Origin of the sequence: Lachnotalea glycerini, assembly GCF_003201285.1 — a bacterium.
In the GTDB taxonomy this organism is placed as follows: Bacteria; Bacillota; Clostridia; order Lachnospirales; family Lachnospiraceae; genus Lachnotalea; species Lachnotalea glycerini.
Genome location: NZ_QICS01000009.1, coordinates 141,617 through 159,212, shown reverse-complemented (window position 1 = coordinate 159,212; position 17,596 = coordinate 141,617). Strand labels below are relative to the sequence as shown.

General features: G+C 34.7%; 21 protein-coding genes and 1 pseudogene. 17 read left to right on the top strand and 5 right to left on the bottom strand.

What is annotated here, in order from left to right; genetic code table 11:
- The first annotated feature begins 243 nt into the window (after positions 1-243).
- From C8E03_RS15920 to C8E03_RS15885, 8 genes are all read left to right on the top strand, one after another.
- Positions 244-828 carry a TetR/AcrR family transcriptional regulator gene (locus C8E03_RS15920; RefSeq protein ID WP_094375945.1) on the top strand — a complete coding sequence of 195 codons (585 nt, stop codon included), beginning with the start codon at positions 244-246 and terminating at the stop codon, positions 826-828.
- Positions 829-891: 63 nt separating this feature from the next.
- Positions 892-1,689 (top strand): EFR1 family ferrodoxin, encoded by a 798-nt coding sequence (locus C8E03_RS15915; RefSeq protein ID WP_094375946.1) that lies wholly within the window; start codon positions 892-894, stop codon positions 1,687-1,689.
- A 62-nt stretch (positions 1,690-1,751) separates the two neighbouring features.
- Entirely contained in the window at positions 1,752-2,249 is a 498-nt protein-coding gene (locus C8E03_RS15910; protein ID WP_094375947.1) for a DUF1543 domain-containing protein, read from the top strand.
- 122 nt (positions 2,250-2,371) lie between these two features.
- Entirely contained in the window at positions 2,372-2,731 is a 360-nt protein-coding gene (locus tag C8E03_RS15905) for a cupin domain-containing protein (RefSeq protein WP_094375948.1), read from the top strand.
- 183 nt (positions 2,732-2,914) lie between these two features.
- Positions 2,915-3,037: a hypothetical protein gene (locus tag C8E03_RS22620; RefSeq protein WP_278321191.1), complete on the top strand. Its 123-nt coding sequence runs from the start codon at positions 2,915-2,917 to the stop codon at positions 3,035-3,037.
- Between the two features lie 120 nt (positions 3,038-3,157).
- On the top strand, positions 3,158-3,802 hold the full coding sequence (locus tag C8E03_RS15895; protein ID WP_094375962.1) for a TetR/AcrR family transcriptional regulator: 645 nt from the start codon (positions 3,158-3,160) through the stop codon (positions 3,800-3,802).
- A gap of 92 nt (positions 3,803-3,894) precedes the next feature.
- A complete protein-coding gene (locus C8E03_RS15890; protein ID WP_094375949.1) occupies positions 3,895-5,103 on the top strand; it encodes an alpha/beta hydrolase family protein in 1,209 nt (402 codons plus the stop codon).
- 106 nt (positions 5,104-5,209) lie between these two features.
- Entirely contained in the window at positions 5,210-5,998 is a 789-nt protein-coding gene (locus C8E03_RS15885) for a formate/nitrite transporter family protein (RefSeq protein ID WP_094375950.1), read from the top strand.
- A gap of 46 nt (positions 5,999-6,044) precedes the next feature.
- On the opposite strand, the gene C8E03_RS15880 is transcribed toward C8E03_RS15885, so the two are convergent.
- On the bottom strand, positions 6,045-7,388 hold the full coding sequence (locus tag C8E03_RS15880; RefSeq protein ID WP_094375951.1) for an aminotransferase-like domain-containing protein: 1,344 nt from the start codon (positions 7,386-7,388) through the stop codon (positions 6,045-6,047).
- Between the two features lie 137 nt (positions 7,389-7,525).
- Here C8E03_RS15880 and C8E03_RS15875 point away from each other — a divergent pair, with 137 nt between their 5' ends.
- The 3 genes from C8E03_RS15875 (at position 7,526) to C8E03_RS15865 (ending at position 9,575) form a co-directional block, all read left to right on the top strand.
- A complete protein-coding gene (locus tag C8E03_RS15875) occupies positions 7,526-7,936 on the top strand; it encodes a GNAT family N-acetyltransferase (RefSeq protein ID WP_094375963.1) in 411 nt (136 codons plus the stop codon).
- 73 nt (positions 7,937-8,009) lie between these two features.
- Positions 8,010-8,504, top strand: a complete 495-nt coding sequence (locus tag C8E03_RS15870) for a GNAT family N-acetyltransferase (RefSeq protein ID WP_110291546.1) — start codon at positions 8,010-8,012, stop codon at positions 8,502-8,504.
- 150 nt (positions 8,505-8,654) lie between these two features.
- Positions 8,655-9,575 carry a DMT family transporter gene (locus C8E03_RS15865; RefSeq protein ID WP_094375953.1) on the top strand — a complete coding sequence of 307 codons (921 nt, stop codon included), beginning with the start codon at positions 8,655-8,657 and terminating at the stop codon, positions 9,573-9,575.
- Between the two features lie 31 nt (positions 9,576-9,606).
- On the opposite strand, the gene C8E03_RS22035 is transcribed toward C8E03_RS15865, so the two are convergent.
- Positions 9,607-9,744, bottom strand: coding sequence for a hypothetical protein (locus C8E03_RS22035; protein ID WP_170123024.1), 138 nt, complete (start codon positions 9,742-9,744; stop codon positions 9,607-9,609).
- A gap of 110 nt (positions 9,745-9,854) precedes the next feature.
- On the opposite strand from C8E03_RS22035, the gene C8E03_RS15860 reads away from it, so the two are divergent.
- The gene (locus C8E03_RS15860) at positions 9,855-10,229 is read left to right on the top strand and encodes a sigma-70 RNA polymerase sigma factor region 4 domain-containing protein (protein WP_110291545.1); all 375 of its coding nucleotides are present in this window, start codon (positions 9,855-9,857) and stop codon (positions 10,227-10,229) included.
- Positions 10,230-10,390: 161 nt separating this feature from the next.
- Positions 10,391-10,747 (top strand): helix-turn-helix domain-containing protein, encoded by a 357-nt coding sequence (locus C8E03_RS15855; protein WP_110291544.1) that lies wholly within the window; start codon positions 10,391-10,393, stop codon positions 10,745-10,747.
- 322 nt (positions 10,748-11,069) lie between these two features.
- Here the strand turns inward: C8E03_RS15855 and C8E03_RS22855 are convergent.
- Positions 11,070-12,244, bottom strand: a pseudogene (locus C8E03_RS22855) (IS110 family RNA-guided transposase).
- A gap of 441 nt (positions 12,245-12,685) precedes the next feature.
- On the opposite strand from C8E03_RS22855, the gene C8E03_RS15840 reads away from it, so the two are divergent.
- From C8E03_RS15840 to C8E03_RS15825, 4 genes are all read left to right on the top strand, one after another.
- Positions 12,686-13,180 (top strand): type II toxin-antitoxin system PemK/MazF family toxin, encoded by a 495-nt coding sequence (locus C8E03_RS15840; RefSeq protein WP_110291543.1) that lies wholly within the window; start codon positions 12,686-12,688, stop codon positions 13,178-13,180.
- 3 nt (positions 13,181-13,183) lie between these two features.
- Positions 13,184-13,327, top strand: coding sequence for a hypothetical protein (locus C8E03_RS22030; RefSeq protein ID WP_170123023.1), 144 nt, complete (start codon positions 13,184-13,186; stop codon positions 13,325-13,327).
- Between the two features lie 140 nt (positions 13,328-13,467).
- On the top strand, positions 13,468-15,153 hold the full coding sequence (locus C8E03_RS15835; RefSeq protein ID WP_110291542.1) for a recombinase family protein: 1,686 nt from the start codon (positions 13,468-13,470) through the stop codon (positions 15,151-15,153).
- 458 nt (positions 15,154-15,611) lie between these two features.
- A complete protein-coding gene (locus C8E03_RS15825; RefSeq protein ID WP_110291540.1) occupies positions 15,612-16,430 on the top strand; it encodes an IS3 family transposase in 819 nt (272 codons plus the stop codon).
- 102 nt (positions 16,431-16,532) lie between these two features.
- Here C8E03_RS15825 and C8E03_RS15820 read toward each other — a convergent pair whose 3' ends face one another.
- Together C8E03_RS15820 and C8E03_RS15815 are read right to left on the bottom strand one after the other, a co-directional pair.
- Entirely contained in the window at positions 16,533-16,820 is a 288-nt protein-coding gene (locus C8E03_RS15820; RefSeq protein WP_330410721.1) for a type II toxin-antitoxin system RelE family toxin, read from the bottom strand.
- 38 nt (positions 16,821-16,858) lie between these two features.
- Positions 16,859-17,182, bottom strand: coding sequence for a type II toxin-antitoxin system Phd/YefM family antitoxin (locus C8E03_RS15815; protein WP_094375959.1), 324 nt, complete (start codon positions 17,180-17,182; stop codon positions 16,859-16,861).
- Between the last annotated feature and the right edge of the window lie 414 nt (positions 17,183-17,596).

Sequence of the window (17,596 nt, the reverse complement as noted above, 5' to 3'; positions counted from 1 at the left end):
GGAAAATAAATACAGTGAAGAATGCAAGTATGCCAAACTACAAAAAAAGAGGACCAGTGATCGCCTTACATTCAATGAGAAGTTAGGATAATTTGTAAAACATAGCATCCTTTTTATTCATGGATTTACACCTCGTGCGTATATTTCCTTATTATGTATAGCCTTGACAATCTATTATAAGATTAGTATACTTATCAAAACATACCATCCGTTTAGTATGTTTTGATAAAGGAGAAAACGAATATGAAAACAAAGGAACAGTTATTGCATCAGGCGGTCGTAATGTTTATAGCTAATGGCTACGATAATACAAGCATCAATGATATAACAAATGCCTGTAATATTACGAAAGGCGCTTTTTACCATCATTTTAAAAGTAAGGATGAGATTTTTATCCAAGCAATTGAAGTAATAATGGAGGAAATTAAGAAATGGACGGATGAAAAAAATACTTCTTCAAAGAACATAAAGGAACTGATACAAAATTCCTTTGATTATTCTGATTATTTCTCCTACAGCAAATATTATAACAATATCAGCAGTGATACTTATCTTGTTTTAATTGATTCTATTAAAAAATTCCCGGAATTTAAAACAAAGGTGGCTGACTATATTTTCGGCAACATTCCATTAATCGAAGAAAAATTTAAGGAAGCACAAGAAAAGGGAGAAGTAAAAAAAGAGATTGATCCGCAATCTTTCGCACTTCAGATTGCCGTACTAGTGGAAGGGCTTATGTTTGCTTGTGCAGTTACTGGCACCGAATCATCACTTATTATGAATGGAAAGAAAATTGCTCAAAATCTTTGGTCTATGATTAAAATTTAATTTGAATATGCTAGATATTGGATGGATTTTTTATATTATTCATAGAACAGGAGGAAATTAATTATGTTAGGAACACACATCAACTTTTATTACTATTCAGGAACCGGAAATACGTTATTGATAGTGAAAGAAATGATAAAAACCTTTTCCGCAAAAGGAATACAGGTTAAGCTCTATAAAATTGAAGATACTGATCCAAAGAAAATAGACATCTCTACCCCTTTCGGGATTGCCTTTCCGGTTGCTTTCCAATCTACCTTGCCATTTGTATGGAATTTCCTAAAAGCACTTCCAAGGGCTGAGAAAACACCTGTCTTTATGGTGGATACTATGATGGCTTTCTCTGGTGCTATTGTGGGACCACTGAAAAAAGTTCTAGCAGAAAAGGGATATGACTGTATCGGTGCCTGTGAGATTGTGATGCCTAATAACTGGCTTCCCAAGCAGATCAATGAGGAAGAGAATGAGAAAAAAATAAATAATGGTCTTAGAAAAGCTAGGGAATATACAGAGAATCTTATTGAAGGTAATACTTCTTGGAGGCGTATTCCCTTTCTTTCAAAGGGCTTTTATAATATCTGCTGTAATGATTTTGTGATGAATCGGATTGCTCTGGCTGAAGGACGAAAAATTGCTGTGGATAAAGACAAATGTATTAAATGCGGTCTATGTTCAAAGCTGTGTCCCGTGAACAATATTGATATGAAAGAGTATCCAGAATGGCACGACTCATGCGAGTTATGCATGCGATGCCTAAGTTTTTGCCCAGTTAATGCAGTAATCATTCCGGGTAAAAAGTTCAAACAGTATCGAGTGGTTAAAGCAAAGGAGCTTATGGGGAAACCCCTTGAAGAAAATTAAAGTTATAGTGAAAAGATGAAGTAAAATTTGAGTTTACGAAAGTATAATATTAGGAGGAATTTATGAGCAAGTTATTTGTAATTGGAATTGGTGGGAGTATTAGCAAAGCGAATATTGAAGTACATGATGTGCAACTGGTAATAGCAGATTCAATTGAAAATACATATGAGATTCTTAAAGAAGGCTGGTATGGCGAACATTTGCACCTAGATGAACATAAAGTACTTGCAGGTGCAGATGGTCATGCGATTCAAATTGAAGATCATCCGCAGAAGACGGAACTTAGTCTGTTTTTTGTAAATATGGGTGGTTATTTAAAGGAGATGTTTGGAGAACAACATGAATATGGATTTTTTGTAGCAGAGACGGAAGAAGTAGCGAAAGAAAAAGCAAAAGAAGAGTTACTAAAAAATGTGGATGATAGTCATGTCGACGGTATTTTCAAGGTTGATAGTCGTTTGAAATGTGTAGACGGGAAGAAAGTTTATATTCATTTGATTCCTGATGGAAAAACTTATAGCTTGAACCCTGATTGGAGTGGTTATAAGAAGTTAATATAGATCAGTGGTGGAGAAACTTTGGGGTAGTTCCATCTATCCCATTAGATGACTTAAGTTTGTTTAACGAAATGATTTAATTTCTTTTCACATCATATCATATTTAAAAATTGGAGGTATTTATAATGGAAAAAATTAATATTGCAGAAAAACTTAGCCTTTTTAATGAATATTGGAGTCCTAAAATTATAGGCGAAATTAACGAGTCTTATGTGAAATTAGCCAAGCTTAAAGGCGATTTTATATGGCATACTCATGAAACTGAGGATGAAATGTTTTATGTACTGAAAGGCGTGTTAACCATTAAGTTTAGAGAAAAAGATGTACAACTCAATGAAGGTGAATGCATTGTAATCCCTAGAGGAATCGAGCATATGCCTGTTGCAGAGGAAGAAGTTCATGTAATGCTTGTAGAATCGATGGCTACTTTAAATACAGGTAATATAATAAATGAAAGAACTGTGGAAACCCTAAAGAAAATATAAAAAGTGGTTGTTTTTTCAGAACGAAGAACATAACCATTTCTTTATCCCTCATAAACTAAGCTTGTTTGCAGTAGACTGTTGTGGATTTTAATATCCTAATTCCCCATTCACTATGATTACTTTTATCCTGTCTTTTACAAATTGCCCTGTAATTAAAACAAAGTCGTTACAGATACGCTGTTTATGCTTGCAATGCAGGAACAGATAGCGTCATTGTTGAAGGCAACGGTAATTGTTGATCATACACCAACGAATCAACTTGGTAAGGCAGAGGGCTATTCATTCTTTATTGGACGAACTGAATGAGTTATACCCCTCTTTATAAAATGGAATAATTAATTTTACATTTGAACATTTTACAAAAACATCTTGTATAAATCAAAAAAAAGAGATATAATTTGGTTGAACAGGTGGTGAATGAAAAATATGAAGCAAAAAAATGATAGTTCAAAACTCACAAGTCGTGATTTGCAGGCCATTGAACGGCGAGCACAAATTTTAGAATCAGCAAAAGAATTATTTGCCCTAAATGGTTATCATGCAACTACAACTCGTGAAATTACAAAACATATTGGTATGGCGGATGGGCTAATTTATCACTATTTTCCAGAAGGGAAAATGCAGATACTTAATACCATTTTAAACGATTTTTTAGATGAGAGATATTTGAGGATTGAAACCGATATTGCTTCCATAAAAGAGGATGTGCCGATTCGTGAGATGCTGATAGATCTTGGTAATATCTTTTTTACCTATATTGCAAAGGATAAGAATGTTTTAATGATTTTGCTCAGGGAGAAAAATATTTTTGCAAAATCCTATACTGAAAAATTTGGCAGACATATGAAGATTCTCACAGAACAGACGATGAAGGCTTTAGAGCAAAGAGCCATTAAAAATGAAATACGTTCTATGGATTTTTTTATGATGACAAACCAATTTTGGAGTGCAATTTATTCCTATATCGTTCAGGATATCTTGTTTCAACAATATAAAATGTATGCGGTAGATAAGGAAACATATTTAGAAGAGATTGTGGACTACACATTATTAACCTGGAAAATATCCTAAAAAGAATTTTTCAGGTAATTTTAAAAGAATTTCGTTCACTGAATGCTCAATCAAAAAAAGCATTAAAAAATAAATACGAGGAGGAATTTATCATGAAATTTTATTTTAACGATCAGGCATTTTCATTTGAATTATTAAGAGCAGCAACCTATGCAGGATACCAGGGTGCTGAAATCGGTGAATGCCTTGTAACAGCATCAAAAATAACAGAGGGGGATTTTGAAAGTTGGTTTTCTGAGTGGAAGAAAATGGCTGATCAGACCGTAAAAATAGCAGAAGATTGTTTGGTGAAACGTCATAAAGTGAGTGCTAGAGAAGCATTTCTTAGAGCTCATAACTATTACAGAACAGGAGAATTCTTTTTGGATGGAACAGATCCAAGAAGAATGGAAAATTTTGAAAATAGTGTAAATACGTTTGAAAAATCAATGGAGCTTATTGACACTCATTTTGAAATTGTAAAAATCCCATATGAAAATACTTATTTAAAAGGATATTTCTATGGAGCGGCTGTTGATAAAAAGGATGAATTAAAAGTTCGTCCAACACTTATCTTTATAGGCGGATATGATTCAACGTTACAGGAATTGTATTTTAGCGGTGCAGCACCAGCGATAAAGAGAGGATACCATTGTCTGGTATTTGAAATGCCTGGACAGGGAGAGGCATTGCGCAAACAAAATTTGTACATGCGTCATGATGCAGAAGTACCAGTAGGTGCAGCCATTGATTACTTAGAAACAAGAACTGATATTGCTATGGATAAAATTGCACTACTTGGTATGAGCTTAGGTGGCTACTTCGCACCAAGAGCAGCAGCGTTTGATGAACGCATCAAAGCCTGCATCGCATTTAATGTATTTTATGATACCTTTGACTCAACGCTAAATCAGAATCCACAACTTAGTAAATTATTGCAGTTACCAGAGGAACAAAGAGAAAATATGCTGGCAATAGCAGAAAAAGATAATTCTAATCTACGATGGATGTTAAATAATGGTCGTTGGGTATTTGGATTGGATCACCGTTATGAATTGTTTGAAGAGATGAAAAAAGCATCTTTAAAAGGAATTGCAGGAAAAATCAAATGCCCAATCCTACTAACAATGGGAGAAACGGATCACTTTGTATCACAGGATCAGTTAACGGCATTAATAGATGAAATCAAAGCACCTAAAACAATAAGAGTTTTTACAAAAGACGAAGGTGCGGAAGAACACTGTCAGGAAGGAAATCATGCCCTATTTCATCAAGTAATGTTTGACTGGCTGGATGAGTTATTTGACAATTATTTAGACTAAATAGGAAAACTAAATTGCTTTTTTGGATTTTCAATGTTTTGAAATCTAAAAAAGTAATTAGTTTGCAAAAAGAACTGCTAATTTATAACGAAAAAGAGGTGCGAAAATGTATAAAGAAGAAATAAAAAATGTCGCTCTTTCCGCTAAAATGAAAAGTGATTATTTAAACGATAGCATTATTAAATTTTTTTTGCTAGCAATGATGTCAGGATTTTTCATTATAGTTGGGATAGCTCTTGCTTTTACTACTGCAAGTATTGTCAATGTGGATGGAACATATTATGGAAAGATAGCAATTGGGCTTACCTTTCCAATCGCTTTAGGTCTTCTTTACTTTGCAGGAGGAGAACTGTTTACAGGAAACTGCTTTATATTTACCATTGGACTGCTGGAAAAAACGGTTAACCTAAAGAATACAATAAAAATACTTATAGTAGGTTATCTTGGAAATCTAACAGGTTCTATTGTACTGGCGCTTTTGTATGTAAAAAGCAAAGCCCCAATCGGTCTGGCAGATCAGTATATTGAAAAAGTTGCAGAAAGTAAGCTTATTATCCCACCAGATGAGCTTTTTTTAAGGGCTATACTTTGTAACTTTATCGTATGTATGTCAATTTGGCTCTGCTATAAAATGAAAGAGGAGACAGCAAAATTGTTCATGCTATTATGGTGTGTTTTCGCCTTTTCTACACCAGGTTTTGAACACTCCATAGCAAATATGGGGATATTTGCTATATCGCTGATGCTTCCACATGCAGAAACACTTACAATATCCGCAGCTGCACAAAATCTCGCATGGGTTACGTTTGGAAATATAGTTGGCGGTTCTATATTTTCAGCTTTTCCGTACTGGTATATCAGTAAAGGAAAAAAACAAAAGCAGATAAGCCAATAAAGGAAACCCCGATAACTTAACGATTACAATAGCGAGCCTTGATTTATTAGAAAATTTGTTTCACAATCTGTGAAATGCCCTCTTCAATATATTCCTCTTCTACATTTGAGATATTAAGTTTTAATATAGAGTCTCTTGCAGGGAAGGAACGTAAATAATTATTAGTTGCTCCATCAACGATAATTGATTTATTTTTTAGTCGATGAATAACCTTTTCACATGATATCTGTTCATTCAATTCAATATAAGTATGGAAAGCAATATTTTTTATAGGAGTATACGAAAAGTTAGTCTGATTACACTCCTTTTGTTTATTTTCCAATGCCGATATTAAGCAGTTTGCTCTTGAAAAATAAGTTGCTTTCATTTTTTCCTTATGTCGTTCAAACATGCCGTTTTTAATATAGATTTCTAATGCTGCCTGAGAAAGCATAGAGCTGTCTATATCAAGAATCCGTTTGTATTGACTGAATGTTTCAATCAATTTATCTGGGATTACAGCAATACCGATTCTTAATCCGGGGAAGATAACTTTTGAATAACTCTTTAAATAGATGACATGTGTAAAATCATCATAAGAATAAATTGGATCAGCTTTTGAATTCTGTTCAAAATCAGCTAAATAATCATCTTCTACAATAAATACATTATATTTTTGTGCCAGTTCTAAAATTTCTTTTTTCTCTTTTTGAGAATAGGACGTTCCTAGAGGGTTATGATATCTTGGCATCGTATAAAAAAATTTAATATTTTCTTCTCTAAACAGCCTTTCTAATTCTGCTAAATCGATTCCATTACTGGTTCTTCTGATACCAATTACCGGAATTTGCAGTGTTTGTAAGGATTCGATGAATAAATGATAACCTGGTTGTTCTATTAATATCGTTTTTCTATTATTTGGGAAAGGAATTACTGCTAAGATGGATAATGCCTGCTGAATCCCAGAGGTTATAAAAATATTTTGTTTCTTTGCAAACACTTGATAATTGTTTAACTGTTTTTGTACCACATCGATTAAGGAAGGCAATCCCCTTGGAGTACCATAGATAAATAAATCATTCTTATAGATGTCAATCGCTTGATTTATGCAGTGCTGAAAATCCAAATATGGAAATACCGCAGGATCAGGAGAAGAAGAGGAAAAGTCCAAACCAAGATTCTCACCTTGGTTTAATTCGGCATTTGATGTTACAACATAATATCCACTTTTTGAAAGTGAATAAATAATGTGTTTTCGTTCCAATTCAGCCAATGCACGAAGAACAGTGCTTTTATTACAATGATAAGATACAGATAAGCTGCGGATAGAAGGAATTCGCTCACCTTGCCTATAGTTACCTCGTTCTATCATGTTTTCGATTTCATTTAATAATGATAAATATTTATACATAGCACACACCTCGATTTCTGTACCGGTACACATTGAGTTTGTTTACATTGTAACATAGTGCTATATAAATTAAAATAGAGATAGGAAAACTATAAATATAAAGGCAATTGAAGAATAATAAATGGAGGAATATGGGAATGAAGATGCTCTATGAAAAACCGAAAGCAGAAGATTATGTTAGCTTGAGACTTCGTTCAGGAATGGGAAATAAAGATTTGGAAAGAAGCAGAAAAGCAATCACAAATTCTTTATTTACAGTATCTCTTTATGACAAAGAAAAATTGATAGGATTTGGAAGAATTGTGGGTGATGGAGGAATCACTTATGTGGTAAGTGATATTATGGTGGATGAAACTTATCGAAGAAAAGGTTTTGCAGATCAAATAATGAAGGAAATCAATAACTACTTTGAACAAAATACTTTTGAAGATAGTTATATTTGTTTGATAGCGAACAGTCCTGCAGATTTATTATATCATAAGTATCAGTTTGAGTATTTGCCACCAAATAAGTGTGGCATGTTACGTGAACAAAACAGAAGAAGGTGAACTGAAGAGTTTTTAATGATATAAATAAAATCTAATGTATAATAAGTTTTTGGTAAGAATGGAGGAGAAAAACATGGACATCAAGATAAGACAAGTTACAATGCACGAACTGAACAGTGTTGCAAATATAGAGGAAATCTGCTTTTCCAAGGCGGAAGCCGCTATTCGCGCTTCCTTAGAAGTTAGAATTAAGGTATTTCCTGAAAGTTTCCTTGTAGCTGAACTAGACGGCAAAATAGTGGGGTTCATAAACGGAAGCGTAATTAATGAAAAAGTCATCCGAGACGAATTCTACAGTAATACATCATTCCATGATTCCATGGGTGACTACCAAAGCATTTTTGGACTTGATGTACTACCTGAATACAGAGCTAGAGGTATCGCTGCAGAATTGATTAAGAAGCTGATTGAAGTGGCTAGAAAAGCAGAGCGAAAAGGTATGACTTTATGCTGCAAAGATGAAAAAATCCATTATTATGAGAAATTCGGTTTTGTTAATATTGGAAAGTCTGAGTCGGAGCACGGGCATGCTGTTTGGAATGACATGGTCCTTTTATTTAACAATTAATGCTAACATCCTTATTCAAGGTAAGTACATTCAAAAAGGAGCTTTTTACACATCTTTTTGAGCAGATTTATTCAGCCCAGCCGTCAAAAATCAATATAAATTAAAATAGAGATACACAATTTAAAGTCAAGACTAGAGGTGAATATTAGAATGAAAAATAGCAATAAAACAAATGCATATTTTGCGGCAGTACTGTATGCCTTTATAATAGGTCTATCTTTTTTGTTTACAAAGATGGCCTTAACTGTGGACGATCCGCTGAATATTCTGGCGCATAGGTTTACAATTTCTTTTTTTACATTATTGATTCCAGTATTGTTTGGATGGATAAAATTGAAAATTACTGCAAGGGATGTGCTTTCTATTTTGCCGCTGTCCCTGTTTTATCCCGCACTATTCTTTGCTTTTCAAGCCTTTGGATTAGTCTATGTTTCTTCCTCTGAGGCGGGTATCATTCAAGCAACCATTCCCGTTTTTACCATGATGCTGGCGGCTCTTTTTTTAAAAGAAAATATTAACCTGCTACAAAAGGTATCTTTAGGGGCATCTGTATGCGGAGTGATTTACATATTTGCAATGAAAGGAATTCAATTAAAATCTGCCAGTTTTCTTGGTATTGTATTAATTATGTTATCAGCACTTTCAGCAGCATGTTATAACGTAATGGCAAAGAAAATAACCAAAAAATATAAAGTAATAGACATAACTTATATCATGACTGCAATTGGTTTTTTAAGCTTTAACGTATTATCAGTCGCAGATCATATTGTTAAAAACACTCTTATTGCATATTTTAAACCGTTTTCAAGTCCCGTGTTTTTGATATCTATATTCTATTTAGGAATTCTGTCGTCATTGATAACATCTCTGCTATCAAATTATATATTGTCTAAAATTGATGCATCTAAAATGAGCGTATTTAGTAATTTATCTACGCTAATAACTATATTTGCCGGGAGTATCTTCCTGCATGAGGGAATCGAATATTATCATATCATTGGAGCAATTATGATTCTTTTTGGAATTATTGGCATGAACTTTTTAGGCAGAAAGAGGAATATTAATCATTAACAACTTTGTATTCGAAACCAATTCAGCAAGTTTATGCATTGCTGTTTGAAGCATTATTTTTTCCCCATCGACACATTTCATTAATGATTGGAAGCATGGATAATCCTTTAAAATGTAGAATTTTTCCGGTTGTATTATTACCAATGGGATATCCTGATGAAACAAGCATTCCTCATCCTAATCATAATAGACGTTTGAATATAGCAGAAACAGTTTTTTTTTAACTCTTTTTCGAACCTTCGCTTTCAAATCAATTTTGAAAATTAGGAGGACAAGCAAATGTCAGAAAATAAGAAATATACAATCGTTGTTAAAAGCAGCTGTGTGGAAGTCAGTGAGGCAGCCTATCATGCATATCATAAAGCGCGTGAAGCGGAACGCTATCAATACAAATTAATACATCAATGTGAGCTCTCACTGGAGCGTTTCCAAAAAGATGGGGTTAATGTTGAGTATGCGGCTATACGGTTTGAATCCAGAATTGAGGATAAGATTATTGAGCAGGAGCAACTTCAAAAATTATGGTTGGCATTACAGGCACTAAGTGTAGAGGAACAACTTCTTATTCATGAGTTATTCTTTAATGATAAGAGTGAGCGAAAGTTAGCAGTTGAGCTTGGTGTTCCTCGTATGACTTTGAACGATCGTAAATGATCGTATATTTAAAAAAATGAGAAAATATTTAGAAAATTAAAAATTTATCCGTCCATCCCCCTTACTTTTTCCTTTATAGAAGTAAGAGGGATTTTTATATTCTTTTAAAACGAAATATTCATGTTAGAGGTAAATTCGATAAAAAGGAAGTGACAGTTGATGTGAAATATTTTGATGCAGAACAAATAAAAATAATGGGTGAAAGAATAAAAAACGCAAGAATAAAATCTGGCTTAACACAAAGAGAATTTGCGGATGAGTTAGGAGTTACAAGTGAAATGGTTATCAGAATTGAAAAAGGAAAAAGTGCTTGTAAGACGGATCATATATTTGTATTGTGTCAGTTATTCAATATATCATCTGATTACCTTCTTTCTGGGAAAAAGTTGCAAAAGGAAGAAATTGCAAACTCAAAGCTGGATAATATGATAGACAATCTTCTACTGGATGTTGACGAATTCGAAAAAGATAAGATATTTAGAATAATACAATTGATGTTAGAAAAACAGCCATCATGACCTCGAATTTGCTTCGAGGTCATTTACACTTTCTTATCTTCCCGCACAAGTGGATTCCAATTTAGAACCTATAAACAGATATTGAAGAAAAAATGCAGCAATTTTAATGGAGTCCTTTTGTGTGAGGAGATAAGGTGCACATTATTGAATCGATATTATAAGAAAGACTAACTATTAAAAGTCAAGTCTAAAATTTATATTTTTTGAATGAATTGCAGAAATACATTTCAGATATATTTTCAGTTCAAAGAACATTAAAAACTGTATGACAAATAGAGCATCGTAATCGGTGCTCAAAAAAGGAGATATTTAGTTAGAAAAGTTAAGCTGACTTAATGTATGTATGTCTTGATTTTTCGAGTTGGTAGATTACCCTTACAAGTTTTTTGGCAGCATGTGATATTGCTACGTTATAATGTTTACCTTCTGCTCTCTTTTTGGCAAGATAAGCCCCAAAGGTTGGATCCCAAAAACATACAAATTTTGTGGTATTGAATAAGGCGTAGCGAAGATACCTAGAGCCACGTTTCTCCATATGGGAATAGGCACCATCAAGCTTGCCTGATTGATAAGTGGAGGGGGACAATCCGGCATATGCCAAGATTTTGTCTGGAGAATCAAAACGATTAAAATCACCAATTTCGCGATTATCATTGCACCCATTCGGTAGCTGATACCAGGAATACTAAGTATTGGAGAGTTGATTTTATCCATAATGATTTTGATTTCTTTTTCGATTTCTCCAATCTCGGAATCCAGCTCACGTATGAGTTTGATTGTATGCTTCAGTTCAAGTGATTTAGCTGGCATATTAGATCCAATTGAAACACGTGCAGCTTCTCGAAAGGTAATGGCAGTATCTTTTCCATAACGACCTTTTGAAGCTTTTGCCAAGATGTTTGTTAGTTTGGTTAAATGAGCACCAGACACAGCTTTTGAGGAAGGAAACTCTGCTAATAACTCATAAATAGAATTCATATGCAGAGTTGGTACTAGTTTTTCTAATTCAGGGAAAAGGATACAGACAAGACGAGAGATAGACTGTTTAAGAGCAGCCCGTTCCTTTACTTTATCAAACCGATAACGGGTTAATGACTTTAGTTCCTCAATGTGATAAGATGTGTCTGAGTAGGACTTTAAGTTCACATCAGACATTAGCATTGTAGCAATCATATGGGCATCAACTTTATCCGTTTTCGTCTTTCTAAGGCTTAGACTTTTTCTGTAAAGATTGGTAAGTAACGGATTGATAACAAAGGTGGTCAGACCTTTATCAAGAAGATATCCTAAGATGTTATAACTATAGTGTCCAGTGGCTTCTAGCCCTACTTTTACTTTGGTTAAATCATCTGTAACGGATTCAAGCTTCTGATAGAATTCATCAAAACCATCTCGGTTGTTTTGAATGGTAAAAGAATTAAATAGTACTTCACCATCTGAGTTAGTAATAAAACAATCATGCTTATCTTTGGCAACATCAATTCCTGCGTATATCATGGTAGATCTCCTTAAAAAAATATTTGATACTGTTTAGAACCCACGGGTACTCCTTGCGATTGTATTCTCGTTCTAAATAAACCGTCATGCGGTATCTAACTGATTAACAAATATACAAAGAGGCTGTGGTTGGAGTCTTTCCGAAACCATCAAGTGGTAGAAGGTGAGAACCAATCCACAGTATCTACAATATCATAGCTTTACCAATAGAAGAGGTAAAGAGAAACTATGACTAAATGTAAAAGACCTTGGAGAGGGTCTCTAAACACTACTACTTTATAATACGAGAAAGGTGATAGTAATGAGAATACAAATAGATGTTATAAACTGCCAGCGTGAATATGCAGGCATTGGCAGTAGATATTAATTTGTAATTAATAAAATCAAGTAAATCAAAAGGAGGTCGGTTAGAAAAATTTAGCCGACCAGATTGGAGGAAAAATGAAGATTAGAGAATTTGTTGAAGACTATCCTGAAATAACTAAACCAGCAAGAAATAGCAATGTCTTCCGTAACGGTGATGGGAACGGAAACAATTACAATAAAGTGCCAAATACAATTGAAAGAGCATTAGCAATGGAACCTGTTAAAAAAGGTGATATCGTACTAATTAATATGGGAGATGATACAGAACATTGTAAAATGGTTGGTTCTCGCCCTGCTATTGTATGTGGCCGTTTCATTCCAGACTGTCCTGTGATTCTTGTAATTCCAATGACACAATCATTTAGACAAATTGACAGACCAGAGCACATTTTTATAGATAAGAATGACTGTGAAAATTTGAGAGAATCAGGAATGGCAATGTGCGAACAATTGTGCAGTGCGGATCGTACGCAGGTTATTAAGAAAATTGAAGCTATTACGGACAAAAGATTGATAGAAAAACTTAATATAGCACTTATCTATCAGCTTGAACTGCTGGATGAGGAGTGAGTAATGGCAAAAGAATTGGAATTAGCAAAGAAATTAGCTGTTCTTGGAAAGCTTTATTGTATGGCATTACTCAGTGAAGACGAGTACACAGCAGTGAAAAAGAGAATTATGAGAGAATATAACGTGGTTAGTTTTATGAATACATAACATATTAGAATGCCGGTGAAAAATTTTCATCGGCATTTTCACATGTTCGTTCATATTTAACTTTTGGATTATAGTAAAGTCAGAAACAAACATGAAAGGTTTCTGATTTTTACTATACTTCAAGAGAGGAGGAGGTCAATATGGCAGAAGTTGAAGTAATAAAAGCAAGTGAAGGTACGGTAAACAGGCGTAGAGATACTATTGGAAAAGGATTGACACTGGAAAGACAGAGGGTGGCAGCCTATGTGCGAGTAAGTACCGATGGAGAGGAACAGTTACAGAGTTTTCAGTCTCAGATGGAATACTATACAGATAAAATATCCAAGAACAAGGATTGGGCATTTGTTGGTATCTATTCAGATGAAGCAATAACTGGTACGAAAACAGCGAAAAGAGAAGGCTTTCTGAATATGATAAGTGATTGTATGAATGGTTTGGTAGATGTTGTATTAACAAAATCTATTTCCAGGTTTTCACGTAATCTTGTGGATACATTACAATATGTGCGTATGCTAAAAGAGAAGAATGTAGCGATTATTTTTGAGAAAGAGAATATTAATACTCTTTCGATGGAAAGCGAAATGGCATTGGCATTATTAAGCACACTGGCACAGAATGAAGTTGAATCTTTATCAGCTAATACAAAAATGGGACTTAAGATGAAAAAGAAACGCGGCGAATTATTAGGCTTTAATGGTTGTCTGGGATATGATTATCATCAGGAAGATAAGTCACTTAGCATGAACGAAGAGGAGGCTGAAATTGTTTGGTGGATTTTCAATCGTTATAATCAAGGATATGGTGCTTACACAATAGCGAATGATTTAACTCGACGTGGGATTAAAAACAAGAAAGGTATCGTTAAATGGACTGACAGCGGTATCAGAGGAATTATTTTGAATGAGAAATACAAAGGAGATTTACTTCTAGGCAAGACTTTTACAGTAGATCCACTTACGAAACGCAGGCTTGATAATATGGGTGAAGAAGATCAGTTTTATATTAAAAATCATCATGAAGCTATCGTATCTGAGGAAGAGTGGAATATGGCTCAAGAAATTCGTAAGAGCAGATATGGCAAGAACACAAGTATTATAGAAGGAACAAGGGAAAAGCAATCACGTAAATTTGCCTTTAGTAGCATGTGTGAATGTGCGTATTGCGGAACAAAATTCTCGAGAAGATCACATCATCAGGATACACAACATAAAAAGCCAGTTTGGGTATGTAGAACGGCTGCAAATAAGGGAAAGGCTAGTTGCCCTGATAGTAAAGCTATTGATGAATCTATTCTTGAAAATGCTTTTGTAGAATCCTTTCAGTTATTGGCGGATAATTTTGATGATATCTTAGAGTCAGTATTAGAATCAATTGAGATTGAGTTATCCAGTACAGATAATAGTGAGAGACTAAAACGTGTTGATAAGAGCCTGGCAACAGTGGAAGGTAAGCGAAAGAAATTGACTGACATGTTGCTTGATGATAAAATTTCAAAAGAGGCCTATGATGAAAGATTTGATGAATTTACACGGAAAATCAGCCAGACTAAGCAAGAGCAGCAGATTTTGATTGAAAATGAAGCTGCAAAGAAAGATGTCGGTAAGAGAATGAAGGAAATAAGGGCACGAATTTCTGAAGTTAAGGTAATGGATAGATTTGATCGTGCTGTATTTGAAAGTATCGTAAAAAAAGTTATTATTGGTGAGGTGGGTGATGATGGGAAATCTGATCCATACAAAATCACTTTTGTACTGAAAGGACTTGCAGATTTTTCAATATCAGATGCAAGGAAGCGATACAAGAATTTGCATAAGCAAATAAGCTAATAACAATTATTATTCAATAAGAAGAAAGGGCTGTTTAAAATGAGCACTCAAAACGACTTATTGGATGGTAATGATAGCAACCTAAAGCGTCTTTCTAATGAGGTACCAGAGCAATCTGATATGTGCCTAAATTGGCAGGACGACGTAGATAATAACTTCCCTTATAGTGAACCCGACGCATGTGGAGAGTGTGATACTACTACATCGGAAAAATATCTAAGAATCCTTGATTTTAGGCACTTTGAGAGGCTTTTTCAGTTTTCACAAAGTGACCGAAAAGGGAAGAAAAAGTCAATTTCTGACGGTGTGAACGTGTCAGTGGTTCTTGATATGGTGTTCGGGAACACATCGAAGTAAGGATAACATTTTTACTATTTTTTCATTATTCAACTAAATAAGAACATGTCGTGAGACCGTTCATTTTCAAGCTAAATTGAGGATGAACGCTACTTGCACAGATTAAGGAGATATCGGCTTTAAACAACTCTTTATTTGGTGCAATGAACATGTATTATACGCTTAGAAACAAATATCATTTCACCTGTGGACATAACCGGGTTTATCGTATTATGTGTATCAATGATATCAAATCTTCTTATAGGCGTTCATCAATCTATACATATATAAAATCAACTCCTGAAGAAATCGCTGAAAATGTATTAAAACGAAAGTTCAATTCTGATAAGCCTAATGAGAAATGGTGTACAGATGTTACTGAAATAAAAGTTCCAGCAACAGGCGAAAAGTTATATATAAGTCCAGTGCTGGATTTATATGATCGCTATCCAGTAGGCTTCGCAGTTTCAGAACGAAATGACATAGCTCTTGCGGATGTAACTTTAGAGATGGCTCATAATGCTTATCCTGAAGCAACACCTCTGTATCATAGTGACAGAGGGTTCCAATACACAAGAAGTGCATTTAAAACAAAACTTGAAAGATATGGAATGACACAATCAATGTCTAGAGTTTCCAGATGCATTGATAATGGTCCGTGTGAAGGATTTCAGGGAATATTCAAAGATATCTTGTTCATACTTTATCCGCACATTCAATCCAAAGAAGAAATGATACAAGCTATATATGGAACTCTTGATTATTACAGAAATGAATATCCTCAAAAGAGATATAAAGGAAAAACATGTGGCCAAGTACGACAAGAAGCTTTACAAACATCAGAACCTGTTATATATCCGATAAAACAAGCCAACAGATACATTAAGTTCTGGACTAGTATAGAACATAAGAAGCAACAGACACTTCAACAAGTAATGTAAAAAAGATAATCAGCACTCATGCGAATGCTGGTTATCATAACACTTTAAAATTAATTATTTTACTTGTCTACTTGACAGGGGATGTATCAGACAGGATGCTTACTATAGATCGTGTTTTGTTCTGCGATGAGAAGCTTCTTGATATACCTGATTATCAGCTCTAACGGACACAACGATAATTGTCATCACACTATTTCGCTCTTCTATAGAGTAAACAACACGGATTCCGATTCCACGGAATTTAATTTTAAAAAGTCCAGCCAGATTTGAGCCATCTTTGTTGCCAAGAGGCTTTCCGTATCCTCCCTGATAAATAGAAACTGGGTTCTGGCTGACCTTTTGGATTCCCTTGGCAACTTGGGGACGGACAGAATTATCCAATTTTTTCATATCATTCAGTGCTTCGGTAAGGAAGTTGATTTGATAGTTCATTCGATTTCTACATCCTCCGCTTCGTTAAGATCGGTCTCGGAAATTCCAAGGTCAACCATTGCATCGTTAAAAGTTACTGTGCGTTCCATGCCGCCATTAGCAATACGCTGCTGTGCAAGAAGCAGAAGCTGGTAGTCTTCTTCAATCTCAGCCAGGCGTTCATATTCCTCTGGTGAAAGAATCACGGCAGAAGGAGCATTGTTTTTCAGTACAACAAGCTGGCGTTCCGTACGCAGTCTGTCAAAGATTTTGGAAGCCTGCCCTTTGTTAAATTGAGTGATAGAAATGAGACTGTTTAATACATCGGTAGTGATAGCCATTTACGATTCCTCCTTTCTCTATGCTTACTATTAGTATATGCGGAAAAACAATTATTATCAACATAATATTAGAAAATTTATAGATAAATTATAATTACTTTTGATTGTAATAATTTTTAAGGGAGGGAGGGGGAGTCCGAATCTCCAGAACCCCGTCCCCTGGAAACCGCCGCCCCCCAAGACGTGAATTTTCGCAGAAACCGTCAGGGGGGATAGGATAATAGGTACCTTATTGTACATAAACATATGATTTTCGCTGAATTGCTTGGAGGGGATTTTGCCAAAAAGTACCGGAAATCCATGTTTTTAAGCCGAGGAAAGACAGAAATTATCTGCTTTTCCCGGTTTTTTGTGTAAGGAGGTGCGAAAGGAAATGACAGAGGTGCAGGAAACCAAAATCCGTGAACTAAGGCT

Coding starts and splice junctions, on each gene's coding strand:
- C8E03_RS15860 (WP_110291545.1), top strand. CDS start 9,855: ATGTCAGAAAATAAGAAATATACAATCGTTGTTAAAAGCAGCTGTGTG.
- C8E03_RS15895 (WP_094375962.1), top strand. CDS start 3,158: ATGAAGCAAAAAAATGATAGTTCAAAACTCACAAGTCGTGATTTGCAG.
- C8E03_RS15835 (WP_110291542.1), top strand. CDS start 13,468: ATGGCAGAAGTTGAAGTAATAAAAGCAAGTGAAGGTACGGTAAACAGG.
- C8E03_RS22620 (WP_278321191.1), top strand. CDS start 2,915: ATGCTTGCAATGCAGGAACAGATAGCGTCATTGTTGAAGGCAACGGTA.
- C8E03_RS15815 (WP_094375959.1), bottom strand. CDS start 17,182: ATGGCTATCACTACCGATGTATTAAACAGTCTCATTTCTATCACTCAA.
- C8E03_RS15870 (WP_110291546.1), top strand. CDS start 8,010: ATGGACATCAAGATAAGACAAGTTACAATGCACGAACTGAACAGTGTT.
- C8E03_RS15875 (WP_094375963.1), top strand. CDS start 7,526: ATGAAGATGCTCTATGAAAAACCGAAAGCAGAAGATTATGTTAGCTTG.
- C8E03_RS22035 (WP_170123024.1), bottom strand. CDS start 9,744: ATGCTTGTTTCATCAGGATATCCCATTGGTAATAATACAACCGGAAAA.
- C8E03_RS15865 (WP_094375953.1), top strand. CDS start 8,655: ATGAAAAATAGCAATAAAACAAATGCATATTTTGCGGCAGTACTGTAT.
- C8E03_RS15915 (WP_094375946.1), top strand. CDS start 892: ATGTTAGGAACACACATCAACTTTTATTACTATTCAGGAACCGGAAAT.
- C8E03_RS15910 (WP_094375947.1), top strand. CDS start 1,752: ATGAGCAAGTTATTTGTAATTGGAATTGGTGGGAGTATTAGCAAAGCG.
- C8E03_RS15840 (WP_110291543.1), top strand. CDS start 12,686: ATGAAGATTAGAGAATTTGTTGAAGACTATCCTGAAATAACTAAACCA.
- C8E03_RS15890 (WP_094375949.1), top strand. CDS start 3,895: ATGAAATTTTATTTTAACGATCAGGCATTTTCATTTGAATTATTAAGA.
- C8E03_RS15885 (WP_094375950.1), top strand. CDS start 5,210: ATGTATAAAGAAGAAATAAAAAATGTCGCTCTTTCCGCTAAAATGAAA.
- C8E03_RS15905 (WP_094375948.1), top strand. CDS start 2,372: ATGGAAAAAATTAATATTGCAGAAAAACTTAGCCTTTTTAATGAATAT.
- C8E03_RS15820 (WP_330410721.1), bottom strand. CDS start 16,820: ATGAAAAAATTGGATAATTCTGTCCGTCCCCAAGTTGCCAAGGGAATC.
- C8E03_RS22030 (WP_170123023.1), top strand. CDS start 13,184: ATGGCAAAAGAATTGGAATTAGCAAAGAAATTAGCTGTTCTTGGAAAG.
- C8E03_RS15920 (WP_094375945.1), top strand. CDS start 244: ATGAAAACAAAGGAACAGTTATTGCATCAGGCGGTCGTAATGTTTATA.
- C8E03_RS15880 (WP_094375951.1), bottom strand. CDS start 7,388: ATGTATAAATATTTATCATTATTAAATGAAATCGAAAACATGATAGAA.